The 19,319-nt window shown below is 66.4% G+C and carries 15 protein-coding genes; 4 read left to right on the top strand and 11 right to left on the bottom strand.

The window, feature by feature from the left end; all coding sequences use genetic code 11:
- The 9 genes from AC5P7I_RS13130 to AC5P7I_RS13090 all read right to left on the bottom strand — a co-directional run bounded on the left by AC5P7I_RS13130 (position 1) and on the right by AC5P7I_RS13090 (position 12,985).
- Positions 1 to 3,168, bottom strand: a complete 3,168-nt coding sequence (locus AC5P7I_RS13130; protein ID WP_053496314.1) for a discoidin domain-containing protein — start codon at positions 3,166 to 3,168, stop codon at positions 1 to 3.
- The gene (locus tag AC5P7I_RS13125) at positions 3,165 to 4,001 is read right to left on the bottom strand and encodes a carbohydrate ABC transporter permease (protein ID WP_006456347.1); all 837 of its coding nucleotides are present in this window, start codon (positions 3,999 to 4,001) and stop codon (positions 3,165 to 3,167) included. Before AC5P7I_RS13125 ends, AC5P7I_RS13130 begins: the two co-directional genes overlap by 4 nt.
- Entirely contained in the window at positions 3,998 to 4,879 is an 882-nt protein-coding gene (locus tag AC5P7I_RS13120) for a carbohydrate ABC transporter permease (RefSeq protein WP_005410323.1), read from the bottom strand. Before AC5P7I_RS13120 ends, AC5P7I_RS13125 begins: the two co-directional genes overlap by 4 nt.
- Complete coding sequence (locus AC5P7I_RS13115) at positions 4,876 to 6,216, bottom strand: sugar ABC transporter substrate-binding protein (protein WP_014647749.1); 1,341 nt, start codon at positions 6,214 to 6,216, stop codon at positions 4,876 to 4,878. The genes AC5P7I_RS13120 and AC5P7I_RS13115 overlap by 4 nt, the downstream gene beginning before the upstream one ends.
- 4 nt (positions 6,217 to 6,220) lie before the next feature.
- On the bottom strand, positions 6,221 to 7,825 hold the full coding sequence (locus tag AC5P7I_RS13110; protein WP_014647750.1) for a glucoamylase family protein: 1,605 nt from the start codon (positions 7,823 to 7,825) through the stop codon (positions 6,221 to 6,223).
- 243 nt (positions 7,826 to 8,068) lie between these two features.
- Entirely contained in the window at positions 8,069 to 11,149 is a 3,081-nt protein-coding gene (locus AC5P7I_RS13105) for a TonB-dependent receptor (RefSeq protein WP_046431674.1), read from the bottom strand.
- Between the two features lie 78 nt (positions 11,150 to 11,227).
- Entirely contained in the window at positions 11,228 to 12,265 is a 1,038-nt protein-coding gene (locus AC5P7I_RS13100; protein WP_262087990.1) for a LacI family DNA-binding transcriptional regulator, read from the bottom strand.
- A gap of 148 nt (positions 12,266 to 12,413) precedes the next feature.
- On the bottom strand, positions 12,414 to 12,689 hold the full coding sequence (locus tag AC5P7I_RS13095) for a BolA family protein (RefSeq protein WP_014647753.1): 276 nt from the start codon (positions 12,687 to 12,689) through the stop codon (positions 12,414 to 12,416).
- Positions 12,686 to 12,985: a YciI family protein gene (locus tag AC5P7I_RS13090; RefSeq protein WP_014037825.1), complete on the bottom strand. Its 300-nt coding sequence runs from the start codon at positions 12,983 to 12,985 to the stop codon at positions 12,686 to 12,688. The genes AC5P7I_RS13095 and AC5P7I_RS13090 overlap by 4 nt, the downstream gene beginning before the upstream one ends.
- A gap of 375 nt (positions 12,986 to 13,360) precedes the next feature.
- Here AC5P7I_RS13090 and AC5P7I_RS13085 point away from each other — a divergent pair, with 375 nt between their 5' ends.
- From AC5P7I_RS13085 to AC5P7I_RS13075, 3 genes are read left to right on the top strand one after another with little or no spacing between them, the layout of a single operon-like run.
- Positions 13,361 to 14,269 carry a segregation and condensation protein A gene (locus tag AC5P7I_RS13085; protein ID WP_014647754.1) on the top strand — a complete coding sequence of 303 codons (909 nt, stop codon included), beginning with the start codon at positions 13,361 to 13,363 and terminating at the stop codon, positions 14,267 to 14,269.
- Between the two features lie 13 nt (positions 14,270 to 14,282).
- On the top strand, positions 14,283 to 15,158 hold the full coding sequence (gene scpB / locus AC5P7I_RS13080) for an SMC-Scp complex subunit ScpB (RefSeq protein ID WP_014647755.1): 876 nt from the start codon (positions 14,283 to 14,285) through the stop codon (positions 15,156 to 15,158).
- Positions 15,151 to 16,764, top strand: coding sequence for a pseudouridine synthase (locus AC5P7I_RS13075; protein ID WP_262087991.1), 1,614 nt, complete (start codon positions 15,151 to 15,153; stop codon positions 16,762 to 16,764). The genes scpB and AC5P7I_RS13075 overlap by 8 nt, the downstream gene beginning before the upstream one ends.
- A 115-nt stretch (positions 16,765 to 16,879) precedes the next feature.
- Here AC5P7I_RS13075 and AC5P7I_RS13070 read toward each other — a convergent pair whose 3' ends face one another.
- Positions 16,880 to 17,668 carry an AraC family transcriptional regulator gene (locus tag AC5P7I_RS13070; protein WP_241887532.1) on the bottom strand — a complete coding sequence of 263 codons (789 nt, stop codon included), beginning with the start codon at positions 17,666 to 17,668 and terminating at the stop codon, positions 16,880 to 16,882.
- Between the two features lie 90 nt (positions 17,669 to 17,758).
- On the opposite strand from AC5P7I_RS13070, the gene AC5P7I_RS13065 reads away from it, so the two are divergent.
- On the top strand, positions 17,759 to 18,889 hold the full coding sequence (locus tag AC5P7I_RS13065) for an MFS transporter (RefSeq protein ID WP_262087992.1): 1,131 nt from the start codon (positions 17,759 to 17,761) through the stop codon (positions 18,887 to 18,889).
- Here the strand turns inward: AC5P7I_RS13065 and AC5P7I_RS13060 are convergent.
- Positions 18,876 to 19,310, bottom strand: coding sequence for a hypothetical protein (locus AC5P7I_RS13060; RefSeq protein ID WP_014037831.1), 435 nt, complete (start codon positions 19,308 to 19,310; stop codon positions 18,876 to 18,878). The two genes, AC5P7I_RS13065 and AC5P7I_RS13060, sit on opposite strands and share 14 nt — an antisense overlap.
- Positions 19,311 to 19,319 lie beyond the last annotated feature (9 nt).

Here is a 19,319-nt window from a genome sequence, read left to right as displayed (position 1 = left end):
TTACTGCCCCTTGCGCTCGGCGCGGCGCACCGCGCCCGGTACATCGATCTCGACCCGTGCCGGCAGCTGGTGCACGTGCAGTTCCTTGTTGATCCATTCGGCCGCTTCGCCGTTGATGGTCGCCTCGCCCGGATCACCGGCGTACGGCCAAGGCAACACCACGCCACCGACCGGTGGCACCAGGCCCGGCTGCACCTCCAGCACCAGCTGCTTGTCGCTGCGCTGCAGGCGGTAATTGAGCTGGCCCTGCGGCGTGCGAAGGCCCTGCACGGCGATGCCCTCGCCCTGCAGCCAGGCCGTCGGGATGCCGGCGGCCAACACCAGCGCATCGTCCATGTCACGACTGTAGGCGAACATGTCCAGGGCCGAGCGCACGAAGTCCGAGGCGACCCAGGCATGCGGCAGGTCACCGACGAAGAACGGCTTGCGCGGCGTGCGCGAGACCACTTCGGCCCACTGGTTCCAGGCCTGCGGCGCACGGTCCTTGAAGAAGAACTCGGTCGCCTGCCAGGCGCGATCGCGCCAGCCCAGGCGAACGAAGGCGGCCACGTTGCGCCATTCGTACGGCGTGTAGTCCTTCCACTCGCGCTTGCCATCGCGGCGGGCCACGAATTCCTTCCAGTAGCGCTCGAAGGTCGCCTCCAACGCCTGCTGCGGCAGCCGGCCCTGCTCGCCGCCCGGCGCCAGCGCGATGGTGGTCGAGGTCGCGTCGAAATCGCCCAGCTCGGCCGAGCCCGGCAGGTAGTCGATGTTGTGCTGCTGCATCGCCGACAGCAGTGACGCCTGCAGGTCATCACGGAACTGGTCACGCGACTCGGCGATCTGCATCGCTTCGACCTTGCCCAGCTGGGCCGCCAGCGATGCCGCGTCCTTGTAGCCGCGCAACGCCCAGAAATTATCCCAGTACGAATGCATCGGCTTGGCCGAATAGCCTTCGTGGCTGATCGAGGCCGGCATCATCCCGTAGAACGCCGGATTGCGCGCACGGTTCTCTTCGGTACGCTCGCTGGCACGCAGCTGCTCCATGTAGCTGTAGGCGCCCTGCACGTGCGGCCACATCAGCTCGGCGAAGGTGCTGTCGCCGGTATAGCGCCCATATTCGGCGATGCTGTAGATCAGCTCACCGTGGCTGTCGTTCTCCGGCACCGGGTCGCTGCCGCGCGCATCGACACAGCACGGTACCTTGCCGTTCTCGAACTGGTAAGGCGCATACCAGTTGATGTAGTCACGCACGGCATCGCTGCGCCCCATGCGCAGCAGGCCTTCGGAAATCATCGCGCCGTCGCGGATCCAGCTGCGCGCGTACGAGCGCGTGCCCGGCTGCAGGCGCGGGCCGACCCGCGAGATCAGCATGTGCGCCACGGCGGTGCGCAGGGTGTCGACCAGGGCCTGGCCTGCCGCCGGCACCTGCAGCGAGACCACGCCCAGCGCGTGCCGCCACTGTTCGGCCACCTGCGCCTGCGCCTTGGCCACGTCCAGCGCCTGCGGCGCCCAGCTCCCGGTCTGCGGCAGCACCACTGCCACTTCGCGGCTCTGCCCGGGTTCCAGCTTGATCGTATACAGCAGCGCACCGGACGCCATGCCGGTACTGTCCTTCACTGCCGTAGTGGCCGGATACTTTCCGGACGCAAGATGCATCGCATCGAGCTTGCCATCGAACGTGCTGGCGAAACGGGCATCGGGCACCTGCAGTGGATAGATGCGCGGCTCGCCGTTGATGCGTACCAGCTGTTCGCCCACGTCCAGCGCATCGATGCGGCTGAAGCCGCCGACGGTGTTGAGGAACTGGGTCGGCGGGTTGACCTGCCAGGGGCGGATCGCCAGCGCCAGGGTGTACTCGTGCGCCACCTTGTCCGGATTGCTCAGCCGATAGCGGCCGATCAACTGCGCGCGCTCCGGCGTGCCCTGCACGAAGCTGGTCACCGCCAGGCCGGCCTTCTCGTGCACCCAGTCGACGTTGGCGATCGGAAGATAGTGGTCCTGCAGCGACTGGGTAGTGGCCACCTTCGACCAGTCCAGCAGCTTGCCGTCGAGGCGGATGAACGGCTCGATGCTGAAGCTGCCCTTGGCCGGCTCCAGCGCACCGTCCTCGCTGATCAGCGCCTGTTCCTGGCCGCCATCGAGGCCGAGCAGGGTCCAGTACGGCTGTTCGCCCACATACGCACGCGGCAGCGAACCGCGCGGCAGGTCGGCCGCCACCGAGGACAGGAAGGCGTTCGGCGTGGCGGCGAACGCCAGCGGCTTGAGCGTGATGTCACGGATGCCATAGCGCCAGTTCGGGCCATCGAGCAGATCGAAACGCACGTAGCGTGCGTCGGTGTCCGGCAGCGCCAGCCAGTCGCGGCCACCCGCACCGCCGGTCACCTCGCGCACAGTGCGCCAGTCCCGGCCATCTTCGGACGTCCGCACGGTGTAACGATTGGCTTCCAGGTTCGGCAGCCAGTCGATCACCGCACCGCCGATCTCGCGGCTCTTGTGCAGGTCCAGGCTGATGGTCTGCTGCTTGACCCCGCCGCTGATCCAGAACGTATCGCCCTTGCCATCGATCATGCGGTCCTGCAGCGCGGTGGCGGTATCGGCGATGACCGATGGCACCAGTGCCGAATCATCCTGCGGTGGCAGGCCCTGCAGGGTCAGCTTGTCGAAGCACACCGTGCCGCGGCCACCGACCTTGCTGTAGATCGTGAACTCGACCGCGGCGCTGCGCGCCATCTCCTTCTCGGGCGACGGCCCCCACGCCTTGTCGATCTGGCGACGCCGGTATTCGACCGGTGTCCACGCCTTGGGGAAGCTGTAGCCCGGGCGGTTGACCCACCAGACGTTGTCGCCGCTGGCATCGATCAGCTTGAACTGCAGGTCGTTGGCCGGCGAATCACCACGCAGCTGGAAGCCGAAACGGTAGTTGACCGGGTAGTCGATGTTCAGCGCGCGGCGGATGCCGACGTAGCCGGAGACCTTGTGGAAATCATAGTCCAGGCACAGGGCACGGCCGCCGCCGGCGCCGCTGACCGGCCGCAGCGAACCACTGACCTGGTCGGACAGCACCAGTTTCCAGGCGCCGATATCGTCGAAGTCGTCCAGCACCTTCGGCGCCGGCAGTGCCGGTGGTGCGGCGATCGCCAGGGAGGTCCACAACAGTCCCAGTCCAACGGCGATCGCTCGCTTCATCCCTTGACGCTCCCCAGCAACAGACCTTGGATGTAGTACCGCTGCAGCACCAGGAACAGCGCCAGCACCGGAACCACGGTGACCACCGCGCCAGCCATCATCATTTCCACGTCCATGATGTGTTCGCGCGAGAGGGTGGCCAGCGCCACCGGCAAAGTGTAGTGCTCCTGGTCGGTCAACACGATCAGCGGCCACATGAAATCGTTCCATGCGCCCATGAAGGTGAAGATCGCCAGGGTCACCAGCACCGGCTTGAGCATCGGCAGCACGATCTGGAAGAAGATGCGCAGCTCCCCTGCCCCGTCGATGCGCGCCGCTTCCAGCAGTTCGTCCGGGATCGAACGTGCGTACTGGCGTACCAGGAAGATGCCGAACACGCTGGCCAGCGCCGGCACGATCACGCCGCCGAAGCTGTTGACCAGCCCCAGCTGCTTCATCAGCAGGAACAGTGGCAGCATCGCCACCTGCGCTGGAATCACCAGCGCCGCCATCAGTACCTGGAACAGGCGCTCGCGGCCGACGAAGTTGAGCTTGGCGAAAGCGTAACCGGCCATGGTGTTGAGCAGCAGCGAGCCGATCGTGATGCCCAGCGACACCAGCAGGCTGTTGGCGAAGTTGCCGCCCATGCCGGTGCGCGCGAACAGTTCATGGTAGTTGTGCGTGGTGATGCTCGAAGGCAGCAGCGGCGGCGGGAAATGGCTGGCCTCGCCCTGCGGCATGAACGAGACCGAGACCATCCACAGCAGCGGTGCCAGGCTGACCAGGGCCAGCACCAGCAACGCACCATTGATCATCCACGGGTACCAGCGCGACTGGCCGATTTCACGACTCATACCAACTGCCTCTTGCGGCCGAAACGCAGCATCACGGTGGTCACCGCCAGGATGATCAGGAACAGCAGGAACGCCACGGCGGAGGCGCGTCCCAGGTTCCACCACTTGAAGCCTTCCTCGAACATGAAATACAGCACGCTGACGGTGCTCTGCAGTGGGTCGCCGCGGGTCATCACGTAGGGTTCGGCGAACAGCTGGAAGTAGCCGGACACGGTAATCACCCCGACCACCAGCAGCACCGGGCCGAGCATCGGCAGGGTGATGTGCAGGAACTGCTTCCAGCGCGAGGCACCATCGATGCGCGCCGCTTCGTACAGGTCATGCGGGATCGCCTGCAGGCCGGCCAGGAAGATCACCATGTTGTAGCCGAAGTTCTTCCACACCGCGAACAGCATGATGGTCGGCATCGCCCAGTTGGGATCACCCAGCCAGTCGATCGGGCTGATGCCCAGATGGCCCAGGCCGTAGTTCACCAGGCCATAGCTGGTATGGAACAGGTAGCGCCAGATCACCGCCACCGCCACCAGCGTGGTCACCACCGGCGCGAACAGGGCCGTGCGGAACAGGGCCTTGAAGCGCGCGGCCGGTGCATTGAGCAGCATCGCCGCGCCCAGCGACACGCCGATCGACAACGGCACGCCGATCAGCACGAAGTAGGTGGTGTTCCACAGCGACTTCCAGAACATCGGCGTCTGCAGCAGGTCGATGTAGTTGCCCAGGCCGACGAAGCGCAGGTTGCTGCTATCGGCCAGTGCATAGAGGTCGAAGTCGGTCACGCTCAGTGCAAGCGCCGAGGCGACCGGCAGGCCGAAGAACACGCCCAGCACGATCAGCGAGGGGCCGGCGAAGATCCAGCCGGCCAGCGAAGTACGTTTCATTGCGCGCTCCCGGCGGCCACGGCGCTGCTCGATTGCGGCGACGGCGCGCGCTCCTGCAGGCGTTGTTGTTCATGCATCCAGCGGCGCTTGGCCAGCACCTTGTCCACGCGCTGGTCCAGCTCTTCCACGGCCTTGTCCTGCGGCAGGCCACCGCGCACCACCTTCTCGGTGACGATGCGCATTTCCTGCACGATGCGCTCCCATTCGAGCACCTTCGGCGTCGGCCTGACCCGCTCCAGCTGATCGCGGAACGCGGCCGCCAGCGGGTCATTGGCCAGCGACGGCGTGTTCCACGCACTGCGGCGCGGCGGCAGGTCGCCAATGATCGAATGGAAGCGTGCCTGGATTTCCGGCCGCGACAGGAATTCGATCAGCTTCCAGGACGCCTCCTTCTGCTGCGACTTGCGGAAGATCACCAGGCTGGTACCACCGGCGATGCCCGCGCCCGGACCGTCCGGCCCCGGCAGCGCGGCGGTGCCCCACTGCCCTTCCAGTTCCTTCGGCTGCAGCTTCTTGAACTCGCGGATGTTCCAGGGGCCGGAGATGTAGAACACGTTGAAGCCGCGGAAGAATTCGTCCCAGACATTGGAGATCTGCGTCTCGGACATCTTCGGCGCCCAGCCCTGCTCGAACATGTTGGCGTAGAAGCCCAGCGTGCGGCGGAACCCCGGGCTGGAGAAATTGCCCCGGGTGTCGTCGTCACGCAGCAGCGGGTCGGGCTGCTGCAAGGCCAGCGACAGCTGCTGCTCGAACTCGTTGATCGGCATCAGCACCGCGTAGCGGCTCGGGCCCTGCATGCGCTTGATCGCCGCCATCTGCTCTTCCCATTCCTGCCACGTACGCGGCGGGTGGTCGTAACCGGCCTTGGCCAGCAGGTCCTTGCGGTAGTAGATCAGGCGCGTATCGACGTACCACGGCACGCCGACCAGCCCGCCGTGGATCACGTTGGTATCCCAGATGCCCTGGAAGTAGTCCTTCGGGTCGACCACGGTGGAGCGCTGCACGAACGGCTGCAGCGGGGTCAGCGCGTCGAGTTCGGCGAACTCCGGCACCCAGGTGTTGCCAAGCTGGCACACGTCCGGCAGGCCGTCGGCGGCGAACGCGGTCAGCAGCTTCTCATGCGCGGCGGTCCACGGGATGTTCTGCACATCCACCTTGATGCCGGGGTTTTCGGCCTCGAATTCGTGGATCAGCTCGCTGACCACCTCGGCTTCGCGGCCCATCGCCCAGAAGCGCACGGTGGTGGTGCCCGGTTCGGTACGGGCGCAGCCGGCCACGGCCAACGCGGCCAGGGCAGGCAGCGCCCAGCGGCGCAGGCGGTCGATCCAGTTCGGCATCGGGCTACTTGCCCTGGCCTGTGGTGCGGTTGGCATTGTTCTTCTGTTCCTGCGCGGCAGCCGCGCGTGATTCGGCGATACCCACCGCGCGTGCTGCCGCGGCCTTTTCGTCTTTCTGCAGTTCCAGCGGCTGGAACGAGCCTTCCGGCGCCAGCCAGCCACCGCTGAACCCGGCCCGCTCCAGGCCCTTGCGGATGTACGGGTTCTTCTTCATCACTTCCCAGACGAAGTCATCGCGGTAGTTGGCGATCATGGTCAGGATCGGGCCCTGGTCGATGGCGATGTAGTCGCTGGCGACCCAGCCGCGATCGGGAACCAGGCGACCGGTCTTGATCGGGATGTCGTAGTTGAAGCTGGGGTTGAACGAATCCAGGAAGCCGTAGCTGGAATAGATGTAGTCGCCAAAGCGCTTGTGCATCTCCAGCGTGGCCGGGATCACCTGCTCGGGGGCGAACACCACCGAGGCGATCGCAGCGGTCGGGGCGATGGTGCCGTCATCGAAGTTCTCGCGCAGGCCGGCGCCGCGCGAGGAGTAGTGGCGGAACTGGCGCTGCTCGCCGCGGTACTCCTGCGTGGTGTTCTGCGGACCATCGCTGGCGGTCAGGCCCCACACGTTCTCGCCATACTCCTTCCACTGCATCGGGTTGGCGATGGCATATTCGCGCTGGGCCAGCGCGGCCGACCGGCTGTTGAGGAAATAGGTGCTGCCGCGCTCGCGCATGTAAGCGTCCTGGATGTCGCGGAAGTCGATCCAGACGTGGCTGTACTGGTGGCCGAACAGCGGGCCGAAGGACAGGTATTCCTGGCCCTGGTAGACGCCCCAGTCGTTGTCGTAGGTACGCGTCCACACCGTCCACGCGTCCGGGCTGACCGGGTGCGTCGGCGAGCCCAGGGCGAGGATGTACACCATCATCGCCTCGTTGTAGCCCATCCAGTCGTGGTCGATGAAACCGCTCTCCGGGAACCAGCCCATCGAGATCAGCGGTGCACGCTGCTGCAGCCACGGCCAGTCGACCTTCTTGTACAACGTATCGGCGATCTGGCGGATTTCCTTCTCGCGCGGATCATCACCGTCGTAGTACGACTGCGCGAACAGCACGCCCATCATCAGCAGCGCGGTATCCACCGATGACAGCTCGACCCAGCTGTCGTAGCGACGGCCTTCCTGCATGTCCAGGAAGTGGTAGTAGAAGCCCTTGTAACCGGCCTTGCCGGTGCGCTGCGGGCCCATCGGCACGTCGCGGAAGAACTTCAGCGTGGTCAGCGTGCGGTCGATCGCCTGGTTGCGGCTGACCCAGCCGTTCTCGATGCCGATCGGATAGGCGGTCAGCGCGAAGCCGACCGAGGCGATGCTGGCGAACGGCCGCGACGGGTAGCGGTCCGGGGTCAGCCCGTTGACCTCGTTGGTGGTATCCCAGAAGAACTGGAAGGTGCGGCGCTCGATGTCATCGAACAGCGGCGGCAGCTCAGGCTTCATGGGCCGAGGCGGTGCATCGGCCTCGATCAGGATCACCGGCGGGCGCGGTTTGGCAGGTTCCTGCTGGGCCGGCTGGCAGGCGGCCACGGCCAGGCTCAGCGCTGCGGCGGACAACAGATGGCGTGCCTGCATGGCGCGGTTCCTCCGGTGGTCTGATCGATGGGAAAGCATACCGTCCAATGATCTGAAATCGTTTACAAGGTGTGTGCTTAAAAAACCACGAAAAACGTGGCCTGACACCGCGATCATTGCCCACGCCGCTGCCCCCTGGCCGGCAGCGGCGTGGGCAATGGACCGGCACGGGGCCGGCCATTGCCGTTTTCACCGATGCCGCCAGCGAGCCGGCGGCATCGGGTCATGCATCACCGCCCGGGCTTAGAAGCGGAAGCCCACTTCGGCCTTGACCTGGCGCGGCGTACCGACGATGTCGCCGGTCTCGTTGTAGCTCACCAGCAGCTTGCCGTCGCTCTTCACGTAGTTCAGGTTGGAGAAGTTGTCGAAGTTGAGCACGTTGATGATGTCGATACGCGCATACAACTCGGTATCGCCGGCCAGCTTGAAGGTCTTGGTCGCCTGCAGGTCAAGCGACCGGTAGCCGAAGATCTTGCCGCCGAGCAGGAAGCGGCCGTTGCCCCCCGGGTAGCCGGCGGCCGGGGTCGGCAGGCAGTTCGGGTTGCCGGCCTGTGCCACGCAGGACCAGTCGTTGCCCGCCACCGGGGTGGCCAAGGTCAGCTTGCCACCGAAGGTGATGCCCCAGAAGCCATCGTAGGAGCCCGTGACCACCAGACGGTGGCGCGGCGCGCCGTTGGACTTGATGTATGGGTATTCGCCGATGGTGCCGCGATCGAACGAGTAGTGCTCGTCGATGTTGCGGTTGTGGCGCGCAGTGGTCCAGGTATAGGCGATCGAGGTACCCCAGCCACTTTCCTTGGTGTACGGCTTCTGCGCAGACAGGAGGATCTGGGTAGCGCGGGTCTTGATGCCCTGCTGGCCAATGATCAGGCTGCCGAAGCCGGGGATGTTGCAACCCCACGGTTGGCCGTAGGTTGGCTTTTCGGCACCACACAGCATCTGGTTGTCGAAGAAGTTGCCGTTGCGGAAGCGATTGCCCAAGGTGTAGGCGAAGCCATCATAGGTCAGCGTGCGCGAGATGGTGGCGTCGGTCAGCCACTCCCCGATCTGGTTGCTCATGCCCAGGCTGAACTGGTCCGCGTAGGGCACCTTCAAGTTGTTGTTGAGCAGGTCCACTTCCAGGCCTTCGTTGCTGGTACTGCCCAGCAGGGCCTGCACGTTGCCGATGCCATTGAGCAGGTTCGGGTTCCAATCGAAGCACGGGTTCTGCCCGTACAGGCAGGCTCCGCTGCGCGGGTCGCGGAAGTACACGGTCGGCTGCGGCAGGGCCAGCTTGGTGGTTTCCAACGCCAGGTAGTCGAAAAGATCACGGTCGTAGGAACGACCGGCGCCACCATGGATCACATGCTGCTCGTCGGCATTGATGTCATACGAGAAGCCCAGCCGCGGCTGCCAGGCATCCTTGAATGCCTTGCGGTTGTGGCCGTTGCTGATGTAGTCGTTGATGTTCAGGCCGCTCAACGCGAGCGTCTGCGCGTAGCTCTGCCCGGCCGGGCCATGCGGATCCTGCGCATTGAGCGCGCTGACCACTTCCGGCGGGGTCACGAAGTCCAGGTAGGTCGGGTTCTTCTCGTAGTCCCAACGCAGGCCAAGGTTCAACTGCAGGTGGTCGTTGACCTGCCAATCGTCCTGAATGAACAAGCCAATCTGCGTGGTCTTCGAGCGTACTTCCGGCAACACGCCACTGACACCAGTAATCGGCTTGGTGAACTGCGCCTTGTACGGCGTATCAATGCCAAATTCCGGGTTGCCCACGGTGTAGTAGAACTGCGGGTTGATCTGCTGCGCGTCGGAGGCGTACAGATTGATCTTCTTGTACTTGGCGCCCATCTTGATGGTGTGGTCGCCAGCCCACTCCAAGCCGTCCAGGGTCAGGTTGTCTTCGATCGACCAGCCCTTCTGGCCCTTCACCTGCGAGGCGAAGGCGCTGGCACCACCGATTTCCACAATGGTGCGTTCCTGCGGGGTGTTGCCGTCGATGTCACGGCCGTCCGGCGCGGTGTACACGTAGCCGTTGCCCAGGGTCAGCGGCAGCGGGTTGTTGAACGACTTCTCGTGGGTGACCATCAGCTCGTTGTAGAAGCGCTCACCGCTGTGATTCCAGCGCAGCGCGAAACGACGGTCTGTGTTGTCAGTGACCTTGCCATGCTCCTTGGAGGTCTGGTCACTGAACTGCTGCTGATTCTCGTCACGATCCTGGACTGTGAACTCGATGCGGTCGTTGTCGGTCGGCTCGACGTCGATCTTGGCGAAGATCAGGTCCTGCTTGAACGGCTGGCTGGCCGGGCCCAGGCCGGCGGCGGCCGCCGCCGGCAGCTGCGAGGCAGCACTGGTTACCGCGCCATTCGGGGCAATGGTCACTGGCAGATCGAAACGCTTGGCTTCGTAGGTCACGAAGAAGTGGGCCTTGTCCTTGATGATCGGACCGCCCAGCGCGAAGCCGTATTCCTTCTCCGCCGATTCTTCCTTGCTCTTTCCCGGCTGGCGTTCGGCCGGGGTCATCGCACGCATACTGTCGTTGGTGTAACGATAGAAGGTCTCGCCCTTGAACTCGTTTGTACCCGACTTGGTCGCAGCGGTGATCGCGGCGCTGGACACCTGGCCGTACTCGGCCTTGTAGTTGCCGCTGATGACCTTGTATTCACCGATGGCGAGCTGCGGGAACGGGTTGCCTGCGCTGCCGGACTGGCCGGCCACGCCGCCGCCCTTGACGTAGCTCTTCTGGCCCACACCGTCAATGTACACGTTGGTGCCGTCGGCGTTGGTCGCACCGCCGCGCAGCGAGGTGTTGCCCTTGGCGTCACGGGTGAAGATCATGCCCGGCACCGCGTCGGCGAACTCCAGGAAGTTGCGCGACACCTGCGGGGTGGTCTGGATCTGCTGCAGGCTGACGGTCTTGCCGACTTCGGAGGTGCGCACTTCCTGCAGCAGGGTCGGCGCGACGACGTTGACGGTGTCCAGGTTGGTGGCCGCGGTCGAACCGGGGGTGCTGCTGGCGGCACCGGCAAAGTTCAGCGTCGCGGTCGAGGCCACGGTGACGGTGACCTTCTGGGTCTGGCCGTTGGCGACCACGTCATAGGTACCCGGGTCCAGGCCCATCAGCGAGTAGCTGCCGTCGGCGCGGATGGTGCCACGGCGGACGGTACCGGTGGCCACGTTGGTGGCGGTCACTTCGGTACCTGCCTGGGCGCCGGCAACCTGGCCGCGCAGGCTGGCGTTGGCCGACTGCGCCATGACGTTGGGGGCGGCGGCCAGCATCAGGCAGCTGACCAGTGCGGTGCTCAGCAGCCGGCGCGCCGGCATGCGGAAGGTGGTATGCATCATCAACTCAATCTCCGGGTGGCGGTAACCGCTTGCGCGGTCCCTGCGATCAGTCAAAAAAAAGAAGGAACGCCTCTGGCTTCAATGGCCGGATGGCGGAGTGGTGGAATCGCGAACTATCAAGCGGGGAACCAGGGTCTGCTTGTCCCCTGTCCCATCCGTGGAGGTGCCGTCCATCAACTGCATCAGACGCGTCATGGCCCGGTCGCCGAGCTCGGCGATGCTGACCTGCATGGTGGTCAGCGACGGGTGGACGAAACGCGCCAGTGGAATGTCATCGAAACCTGCCAGGGCAACATCGGCCGGCACATGGACACCAGCCTGCGTGAACGCATACAGGCAGCCCAGGGCCATCATGTCGTTGGCGGCGAACACGGCATCGGGCAGCGCTCCGGCTGCCAGCAACTCCTGACCGGCGCGATGGCCGGAAGCTTCGTCGAAATCACCGGGCAGCTCGATGCCCTCGGCGCCACTGCCAAACGCTACCAGCGCGTCACGGAAGCCGCGCAGGCGCTCGCGCGCGTCGAAGTTGAGGTCCGGGCCAGAAATGAAGGCAATGCGGCGGTGGCCGGCGTCCAGCAGGTGGCGGGTCATCGCCATCGCACCGGCGTGGTCGTCGATGCTGAGCACCGGATGGTCCTGCCCGGGCAGATAGGTGTTGATCAACACCGTCGGCAGCGACTGCGGCAGGTTGTCGGTCAGGAAGCCCGGGCTCTCGGCATAGGGCGAGAGCACCAGCAGGCCGTCGACGCGGCCGCGCATGGCACGCAGGGCGGCGCCCTGCTGTTCCTGGTCGCCGTGGTAGCTGGACACCAGCAGGTGCTGGCGGCGGTTGCGGGCCACGCCGTCGATGCCGCGCATCAGTTCGGAGAAGAATTCGCCGTACAGGTCAGGCAGCACCACGCCCACCGTATTGGTGCGGCGGCTGCTCAGGCTGCGAGCGGCGGCATGCGGGGTGTAACGCAGCCGTGCGGCCACCTCCAGCACAAGCTGGCGGACCGGTTCGGCGACATTTTCATGCCCGTTGAGCGCGCGGGAAACCGTGGCCACGGAGACCCGGGCTTCGCGTGCGACGTCTTTGATTGTGATAGCTGCCTTGTTCACGAAGCCGCCCTCCACGGCTTGGACCTACCAGCATTGGCGCGGAATGTAAGCGTTTCCATCTGGGCTTGTAAACAGTCCGTTAGGCGAATGTCCCGAAATGGACATGAAAACCTGTCCGTGGCCAGGCCCTTGCGGACCCGCCAGGACAGTGCGGGACAAGGGCTCAGCCCTGTTCTGACGGGGTATGTGCGCGGATGGACAGCGCGTGGATATCGGTGTCCATCATCGACCCCAGCGCGGCATAGACCGCGCGATGCCGGGCCAACGGAGCCAGTCCGGCGAAGCGTTCACTCACCACATGGACGTTGAAATGGCCGCGCCCGTCGCGCGCGCCGGCATGGCCAGCATGGCGATGGCTGTCATCCTCGATCTCGAGCACGCTGGGTGCCAGCGCCTGCTGCAGCGCATCACGGATCCGCTCGATCCGTTCCGCGTTCACGGCAGGACCTTGCGGAACGGGCGTACCTGCACGCGGGTGTAGACGCCGGCAGCCACGTACGGGTCGGCATCGGCCCAGGCCTGGGCCTGCGGCAACGACTCGAACTGCGCGATCACCACCGAGCCGCTGAAACCGGCCGGGCCCGGGTCTTCACTGTCCACCGCCGGGCACGGGCCGGCCAGCAGCAGGCGTCCCTCGTCGCGCAGCGCGTGCAGCCGCGCCAGGTGTTCCGGCCGCGCCTGCAGCCGCTGCGCCAGCACATCCTGGCCGTCATACCCTTCGATCACATACCACACCGGCATTTCCTCGCTTGCGTTGTCGGGTCCGCAGATTCTAGCCAATGCAGCCCCCGCCCCGGTCCGGCTGGACACTGGCGCGGCAAAGGCTTACTCTAGACTCCATTGCACGTGGCTGGATGCAGCGGCCCGTCGGTTTTTGCGGCCAACGCAGCCCCCGACGACCGTCCCGCTGCTTCAAACCGGACCACCCGGCCGGGCCACGTAGACGACCTCCCCGTAGTTCTGTCGCTGCCGTTTACCGCGGCGCGTCCCGCTGTTTGATATGTGTGGAATCGCGCCGATCCCGGCGTGTCTGGCGCCTTGGGGCTCCGTGGCGTTGGCCCGGCGAACCCGGTGCCGCGACTGGTCCGTTGCAATCCTGATCTCCATTAGATGACTTCCGAACTCGCGCTCGACGCGAACCCGCCAACCCGGCCGCCCGCCCCCCAGCAGCAGGAAATGCCGCTGGCCGTGGTGCATGGGCAACCGGTCCTGCAGATTCCGCAGGACCTGTACATCCCGCCGGACGCGCTGGAAGTCATCCTGGATGCCTTTGAAGGCCCGCTGGACCTGCTGCTGTACCTGATCCGCCGCCAGAACCTGGATGTACTGGACATTCCCGTTGCCGAGATCACCCGGCAGTACGTGGAGTACATCACCGTGATGCGCGAGCTGCGCTTCGAGCTGGCGGCCGAATACCTGGTGATGGCCGCGATCCTGGCCGAGGTGAAGTCGCGGATGCTGCTGCCGCGCCCGGTCAGCGAGGAAGGCGATGAAGCCGACCCGCGCGCCGAACTGGTGCGCCGGCTGCAGGAGTACGAACGCTTCAAGCAGGCCGCCGAGAACATCGACGCCCTGCCCCGCCAGGACCGCGATACCACCGTGGCACATGCCTTCATGCCCGAACGTGCCACGGTGAAGCTGCCGCCGCCGGTGGACCTGAAGGAAATGCTGCTGGCCCTGCACGACGTGCTCAAGCGTGCCGAGCTGTTCAGCGGCCACGCCATCAAGCGTGAGGCACTGAGCGTGCGGCAACGCATGGGCGAAGTGCTGGGACGCCTGGAAGATGGCAAGTTCTATCGTTTTGAAGGGCTGTTCACCGCCGAAGAAGGCAAGCTGGGCGTGCTGGTCACGTTCCTGGCGGTGCTGGAGCTGGCCAAGGAACAGCTGCTGGACATCGTCCAGGAAGAACCGCTGGCGCCGATCTACGTGAAGTCGCTGGCGGCTGGCAACACCAATGCCCCGCTGCAGTTCAGCAGCGAGTTCGACGACAACGACGACGACGCCAATGCAGACGAGTGAGCGCTGACTGCCGATGGATCAATCGCTGATCAACCGCATTGTCGAGGGTGCCCTGCTGGCTTCCAGCCAGCCGCTCACCCTGGCCCAGCTGAAGGACCTGTTCCCGGAAGAGGAACCGGCACCGCCGGGCAGCATCGAACGTGCGCTGGAACGCCTGCGCGAGGCCTGCGAAGGCCGCGGCGTGGAACTGGTCGAGGTCGCCTCCGGCTTCCGCTACCAGGTCACCGGCGAAGTGCATGGCTGGATCAGCCGGCTGTGGACCGAACGCAAGACCCGCTACACCCGTGCCACCCTGGAAACCCTGGCGCTGATCGCCTACCGGCAGCCGATCACCCGCGGCGAGATCGAACAGGTGCGCGGCGTGGCGGTCAGCAGCAACATCATCCAGGCGCTGGAAGAACGCGAGTGGATCCGCGTGGTCGGCCACCGCGACGTGCCCGGCAAACCGGCGCTGTTCGGCACCACCAAGGGCTTCCTGGACTACTTCGGGCTGAAGCGGCTGGACGAACTGCCGCCGCTGTCGGAGCTGAAGGACCTGGGCGAGCTGGAACCGCAGCTTGCCCTGGACCGCGATGCGCCGGCCGTCGCCGGTGCCGAGGGTCCGGACATCTCGGCCGGCGCCGATGGCGCTGCCGCGAACGATGATGCCAGCCTGGCCGGCAGTGACACCCCCGATTCCGCCGATGCAGCCCCTGCGTCGGCCACCGATGAGCAAGCACCTTCGCCCCTCGATGATGGGCACCCCGATTCCGCGCCGGGCGAGCGCGCGGTGCCCCTGAACGAACGCGAAGACAACGCCGTCGCGATGACGACCGTGGCTGTTGACCAAGCCGATTCCGAACCAGAGGCCGACCTCGAAACCGTCGGCCGGAGCAAAACTGATGAGTGACACCCCCCGTAACAAGCTCTCGCTGAAGCGCGAAGCCACCTCCGAACAGTTCAAGCTGGAAGAACGCCTGCACAAGGTGCTCGCCCAGGCCGGCCTCGGCTCGCGCCGCGCGCTGGAACAGCGCATCGCCGAAGGCCTGGTCAAGGTCAACGGCGAAGTCGCGCAGACCGGCATGTCGGTCAAGAGCGGCGACAAGATCGAACTGGATGGCCGCGGCTTCGTCGCCACCGCCCTGGCCGAGCCGTCGCGCGTGCTGGTCTACAACAAGCCGGAAGGCGAAGTGACCACCCGCGATGATCCGGAAGGCCGCCCGACCGTGTTCGAGTCGCTGCCGCCGCTGAAGGGCGCGCGCTGGATCGCCATCGGCCGCCTGGACATCAACACCACCGGCCTGCTGCTGGCCACCACCGACGGTGAGCTGGCCAACGCCATGATGCACCCGTCGTTCGAGGTCGAGCGCGAGTACGTGGTGCGCGTGCGTGCGCCGGAAGGCGAGGAAAAGGTCTCTGACGCCATCGTCGACCGCCTCACCCGTGGCGTCGCGCTGGAAGACGGCCCGGCCAAGTTCGATGAGATCGAACGCATCGGCGGCACCGATTCGCACGACTGGTTCCGCGTCGTGGTAAAGGAAGGCCGCAACCGCGAAGTGCGCCGGCTGTGGGAGTCGCAGGGCTGCCAGGTCAGCCGCCTGAAGCGCACCCGCTATGGCAAGGTGAGCCTGCCGCGCGAACTGGCCCGTGGCCATTCGGTGGAACTGGGCACCACGCAGGTTGAAGCCCTGCGCGCCCAGCTGAAGCTGGAAGAAGGCGCACCGTCGGCACTGACGCTGCAGCCGGTGATCGGCCAGCGCCGCGCGGCCAAGACCACCGTGCGCGTGCGCGAAGGTGGCCGTGGCAACGCCTACGTCAACGGCCACAACACCGCCGACGAAGGCCGCGAGCTGCGTCGTTTCGACAACGTCCGCGAAGACCGCGGCCGTGGTCGCGGCGGCAAGGGTGGCGGCTTCAAGGGCGGCCTGACGGTCAGCGGTGAAGCGGCAGCCAAGCAGTCGCAGAAGCCGTTCAAGCAGCGCGCCCAGAAGAATGATCGTTCGCTGCCGGAAGGCAATCCGGCCGCGTTCCGCACCTGGTACGTGCCGGATGGCGTGAGCACCGGCCCGAGCGGCCATCGCAACGCCGGCCCGGGCGCACGCGGCCCCGGTGCCCGTGGTCCGGGTGCAGGCGGCCAGGGCCGTCCGTACGGCAAGCCGAAGGGCCCGGGCGCAGGCGCCGGTGGCGGCCAGGGCCGTGGCGGCGCAGGCGGCCAGGGTCGTCCGGCCGGTGCGGGCAACCGCTCGCAGGGCCAGGGCAACAAGCACCCGTACGGTCATCCGGGCAACGCGCCGAGCTTCCCGTCCGACCACGCCACGCCGGGCTTCAACCCGTATGGCAGCCCGAAGCCGGCACAGGGCGCACGTTCGGGCGGTCGCGGTCCGGGCGGTGGCAACCACCGTGGCCCGGGTGGTAACCGTGGCCCCGGTGGTCCGGGTGGCAACCGAGGCCCGGGCGGCCCCGGTGGCAACCGCGGTCCCGGCGGCCCGCGCCGCAGCGGCCCGCGCGGCGGCTGATCGGCAGCCACGTTGAAATGCAGAACCCCGGCTCCGGCCGGGGTTTTTCTTTGAAAAGGGGACGGAGGGGATTAAGTCGTTTTCGCCACGCTGTGCGTCGAAGGGCGAAAGCGACTTAATCCCCTCCGTCCCCTTTTGCGTGGCGCTGGAAAGCGGCGGGCGTGGTACCGGTCATGCTGCGGAAAAAGGCGATGAACGGACTCTCGGCGGAAAAACCAGTGTCCTGCGCAACGTGCCCGATGCGATGGCCAAGCAGCAGCAGCTCCATGGCGCGCATCAGGCGCCATTGCTGGCGCCAGGCCTGGTAGCCCATGCCGGTGTCGCGTTGCATCAACCGGCCGACCGTGCGCACGCTCAGGCCCGCACGCGCAGCGAGCTCACCCAGTTCAGGCGGCAACTGCTCGGCCAGCGGCAGGCAGCGCGCGATGCGTGGATCGCGTGGCAGCGGCAGGTCCATCGGCGCCACCGGTGCGGCGGCGATCTCCAGCACGCACAACGCCAATTGATGGTGCGCGCGCGGCGCCCGCCAGTCACGGTCGAACGGCGCCTGCGCGATCGGTTCCAGCAATGCCTGCAGCAGGGGACCGACGCCGATGATCGCCGGCTGCTGCGGCAGCCGTGCCGACAACGTGGCATCGAAATACAGCGAGCGGTAGTCCACGGCCTGGCGCATCTGTGCGCGATGGCGCAGGCCGCCGGGAATCCATGCCGCGCGCGAGGGCGGCAGCAGGCTGATGCGGTCGCCGAAGGTCAGCCGCGTGCAGCCCTGCCGGGTGTACAGCAACTGCGCGCGCGCGTGCTGGTGCCAACCCGAATCATGATCGGCCAGCGACGACGCGATGCCCAGCACCGGTGCGCTCCAGGCATCCGCATCGAAGTGCGCATCCGGTTGCAGCCACGCCATGTCCGATTTCATCCATTTCCTGGCCGGACCGACAGAGTGCGCCACTACGCCGGCCACCACAATACGCGGCCCTGTTTGCGGAGCACCCGCATGTCGCGTCGCCTGTTGTTGCTCACCATCGCGCTGCTGATGTTCCCCCAGTTGGCGCAGACCCTGTACAGCCCGGCCCTGGCCGACCTCGCCGGGCGCTTCGCACTGCCCCCCGGCGCCGCCAGCCAGGCCATGAGCCTGTACCTGTTCGGTTTTGCCGCCGGTGTCCTGCTATGGGGGCGGCTGGCCGACCATGTCGGTCGTCGCCCTGCCCTGCTCTGCGGCCTGGCCGTGTTCGTACTGGCCGCCTGCGGCGGCCTGCTGGCCAGCACGTTCGGCCAGGTCCTGCTGGCGCAGGCACTGGCCGCACTGGGTGCGGCGGCGGCCTCGGTGGTAACCCAGACCGTACTGCGCGATCACCTGAAGGGTCCGGCGTTGGCGCAGGCGTTCTCGTGGATCGGCATGGCGCTGGCCTTGAGCCCGGCGATCGGGCTGGCACTGGGTGTGCTGCTGGTGGACAGCCATGGCTATGCCGGCGTGCAGGCCGGCCTGCTGCTGATGGTCAGCCTGCTGATGCTCGGATGCGCAACGGGCCTGCGCGAGAGCCGCCCTGCGGAAGTCGCGCACACCCCCATGCTTCCACTGTTGTGGCAACTGCTGCGTGATCGCTGGATCTGGTCACAGGCGCTGCTGGTGATGGCGTTCAACGTGGCGATGTACAGCTGGTACGCGCTGGGCCCGTTCGTATTCGAACGCCTGCACTGGCCGCTGGCCTGGTTCGGTGCCAGCGGCGCGCTGCTGGCGCTCGGCTCGGCGCTGGGTGCATGGGGCAATGCTCGCCTGCTGCGCGCAGGCGTTGCCTCCGCCACGCGCATCCGGCTCGCCGCAGGGCTGGTGCTGGCCGGTGGGCTGTTGGCTGCCTTGCTGCACAATCAGCCGGCACTGGTCGCGACGATGGTACCGGTGGTGGCCGGGTTCGGCCTGGCCATTCCCAATGTGCTGGGCCAGGCCCTCCGCGGATACCCGCACTGCCTGGGCAGCGCCGGCGCCCTGTTCGGCCTGCTCTACTACCTGTTGATCGGCGTGGCGATGGCCGTGGTCGGCGCACTGCAACTGCTGGCGCCGACACTCATCGTGTGCGGCGTGCTTGCCCTGTGGCTGCAGCGGCCGGCACGGCTCAGCGCCGGCTGATGGTGAAGGCGGCGCCGTCCACGCCCAGATCCCAGCCCTTGCCGGTGCCGGACAGGGCCAGCGAGATGTCGCCCTTGGTCATCACCTGCGCGTTGCTGGACTTCACGGCACCCGCATGCGCGCCAACCGAGGCGTAGGTGCCCAGCAGCTCGTTGACGCTGACGGCGCCGGTGAAGCTGCCACGGCCATTGGTGATCTTCGACTTGCCCACGGTCAGGCCGCCGCCCTTCACTTCGATACGCACCGGCAGGCTGGTGCCGTTGCTGCAGCTGACCGTGCCGTTGCCGGAAGCGGTCTTGTAGATCAGTGACCAGCCGGACAGGTTGTAGCGCAGCTGGCAATCGAGGTTGCCGGCGGCGTGCGCGGCCGGGGCCAGCGTAGCAGCGGACAGGGCCAGCAGCAGGGCGAAGGGCTTGTTCATGGCAGGACT

The organism is Stenotrophomonas sp. YJH_SMC_138 (assembly GCF_059369855.1).
Note: the sequence above shows the minus strand (reverse complement) of the source record. Positions and strands in the feature narration are given on the sequence as shown.

Bases quoted from the DNA above. Each gene is read 5' to 3' on its own strand.
- AC5P7I_RS13130 (WP_053496314.1), bottom strand. From the start codon at position 3,168: ATGAAGCGAGCGATCGCCGTTGGACTGGGACTGTTGTGGACCTCCCTG.
- AC5P7I_RS13125 (WP_006456347.1), bottom strand. From the start codon at position 4,001: ATGAGTCGTGAAATCGGCCAGTCGCGCTGGTACCCGTGGATGATCAAT.
- AC5P7I_RS13120 (WP_005410323.1), bottom strand. From the start codon at position 4,879: ATGAAACGTACTTCGCTGGCCGGCTGGATCTTCGCCGGCCCCTCGCTG.
- AC5P7I_RS13115 (WP_014647749.1), bottom strand. From the start codon at position 6,216: ATGCCGAACTGGATCGACCGCCTGCGCCGCTGGGCGCTGCCTGCCCTG.
- AC5P7I_RS13110 (WP_014647750.1), bottom strand. From the start codon at position 7,825: ATGCAGGCACGCCATCTGTTGTCCGCCGCAGCGCTGAGCCTGGCCGTG.
- AC5P7I_RS13105 (WP_046431674.1), bottom strand. From the start codon at position 11,149: ATGATGCATACCACCTTCCGCATGCCGGCGCGCCGGCTGCTGAGCACC.
- AC5P7I_RS13085 (WP_014647754.1), top strand. From the start codon at position 13,361: ATGACTTCCGAACTCGCGCTCGACGCGAACCCGCCAACCCGGCCGCCC.
- scpB (WP_014647755.1), top strand. From the start codon at position 14,283: ATGGATCAATCGCTGATCAACCGCATTGTCGAGGGTGCCCTGCTGGCT.
- AC5P7I_RS13075 (WP_262087991.1), top strand. From the start codon at position 15,151: ATGAGTGACACCCCCCGTAACAAGCTCTCGCTGAAGCGCGAAGCCACC.
- AC5P7I_RS13070 (WP_241887532.1), bottom strand. From the start codon at position 17,668: ATGGCGTGGCTGCAACCGGATGCGCACTTCGATGCGGATGCCTGGAGC.
- AC5P7I_RS13065 (WP_262087992.1), top strand. From the start codon at position 17,759: ATGTCGCGTCGCCTGTTGTTGCTCACCATCGCGCTGCTGATGTTCCCC.
- AC5P7I_RS13060 (WP_014037831.1), bottom strand. From the start codon at position 19,310: ATGAACAAGCCCTTCGCCCTGCTGCTGGCCCTGTCCGCTGCTACGCTG.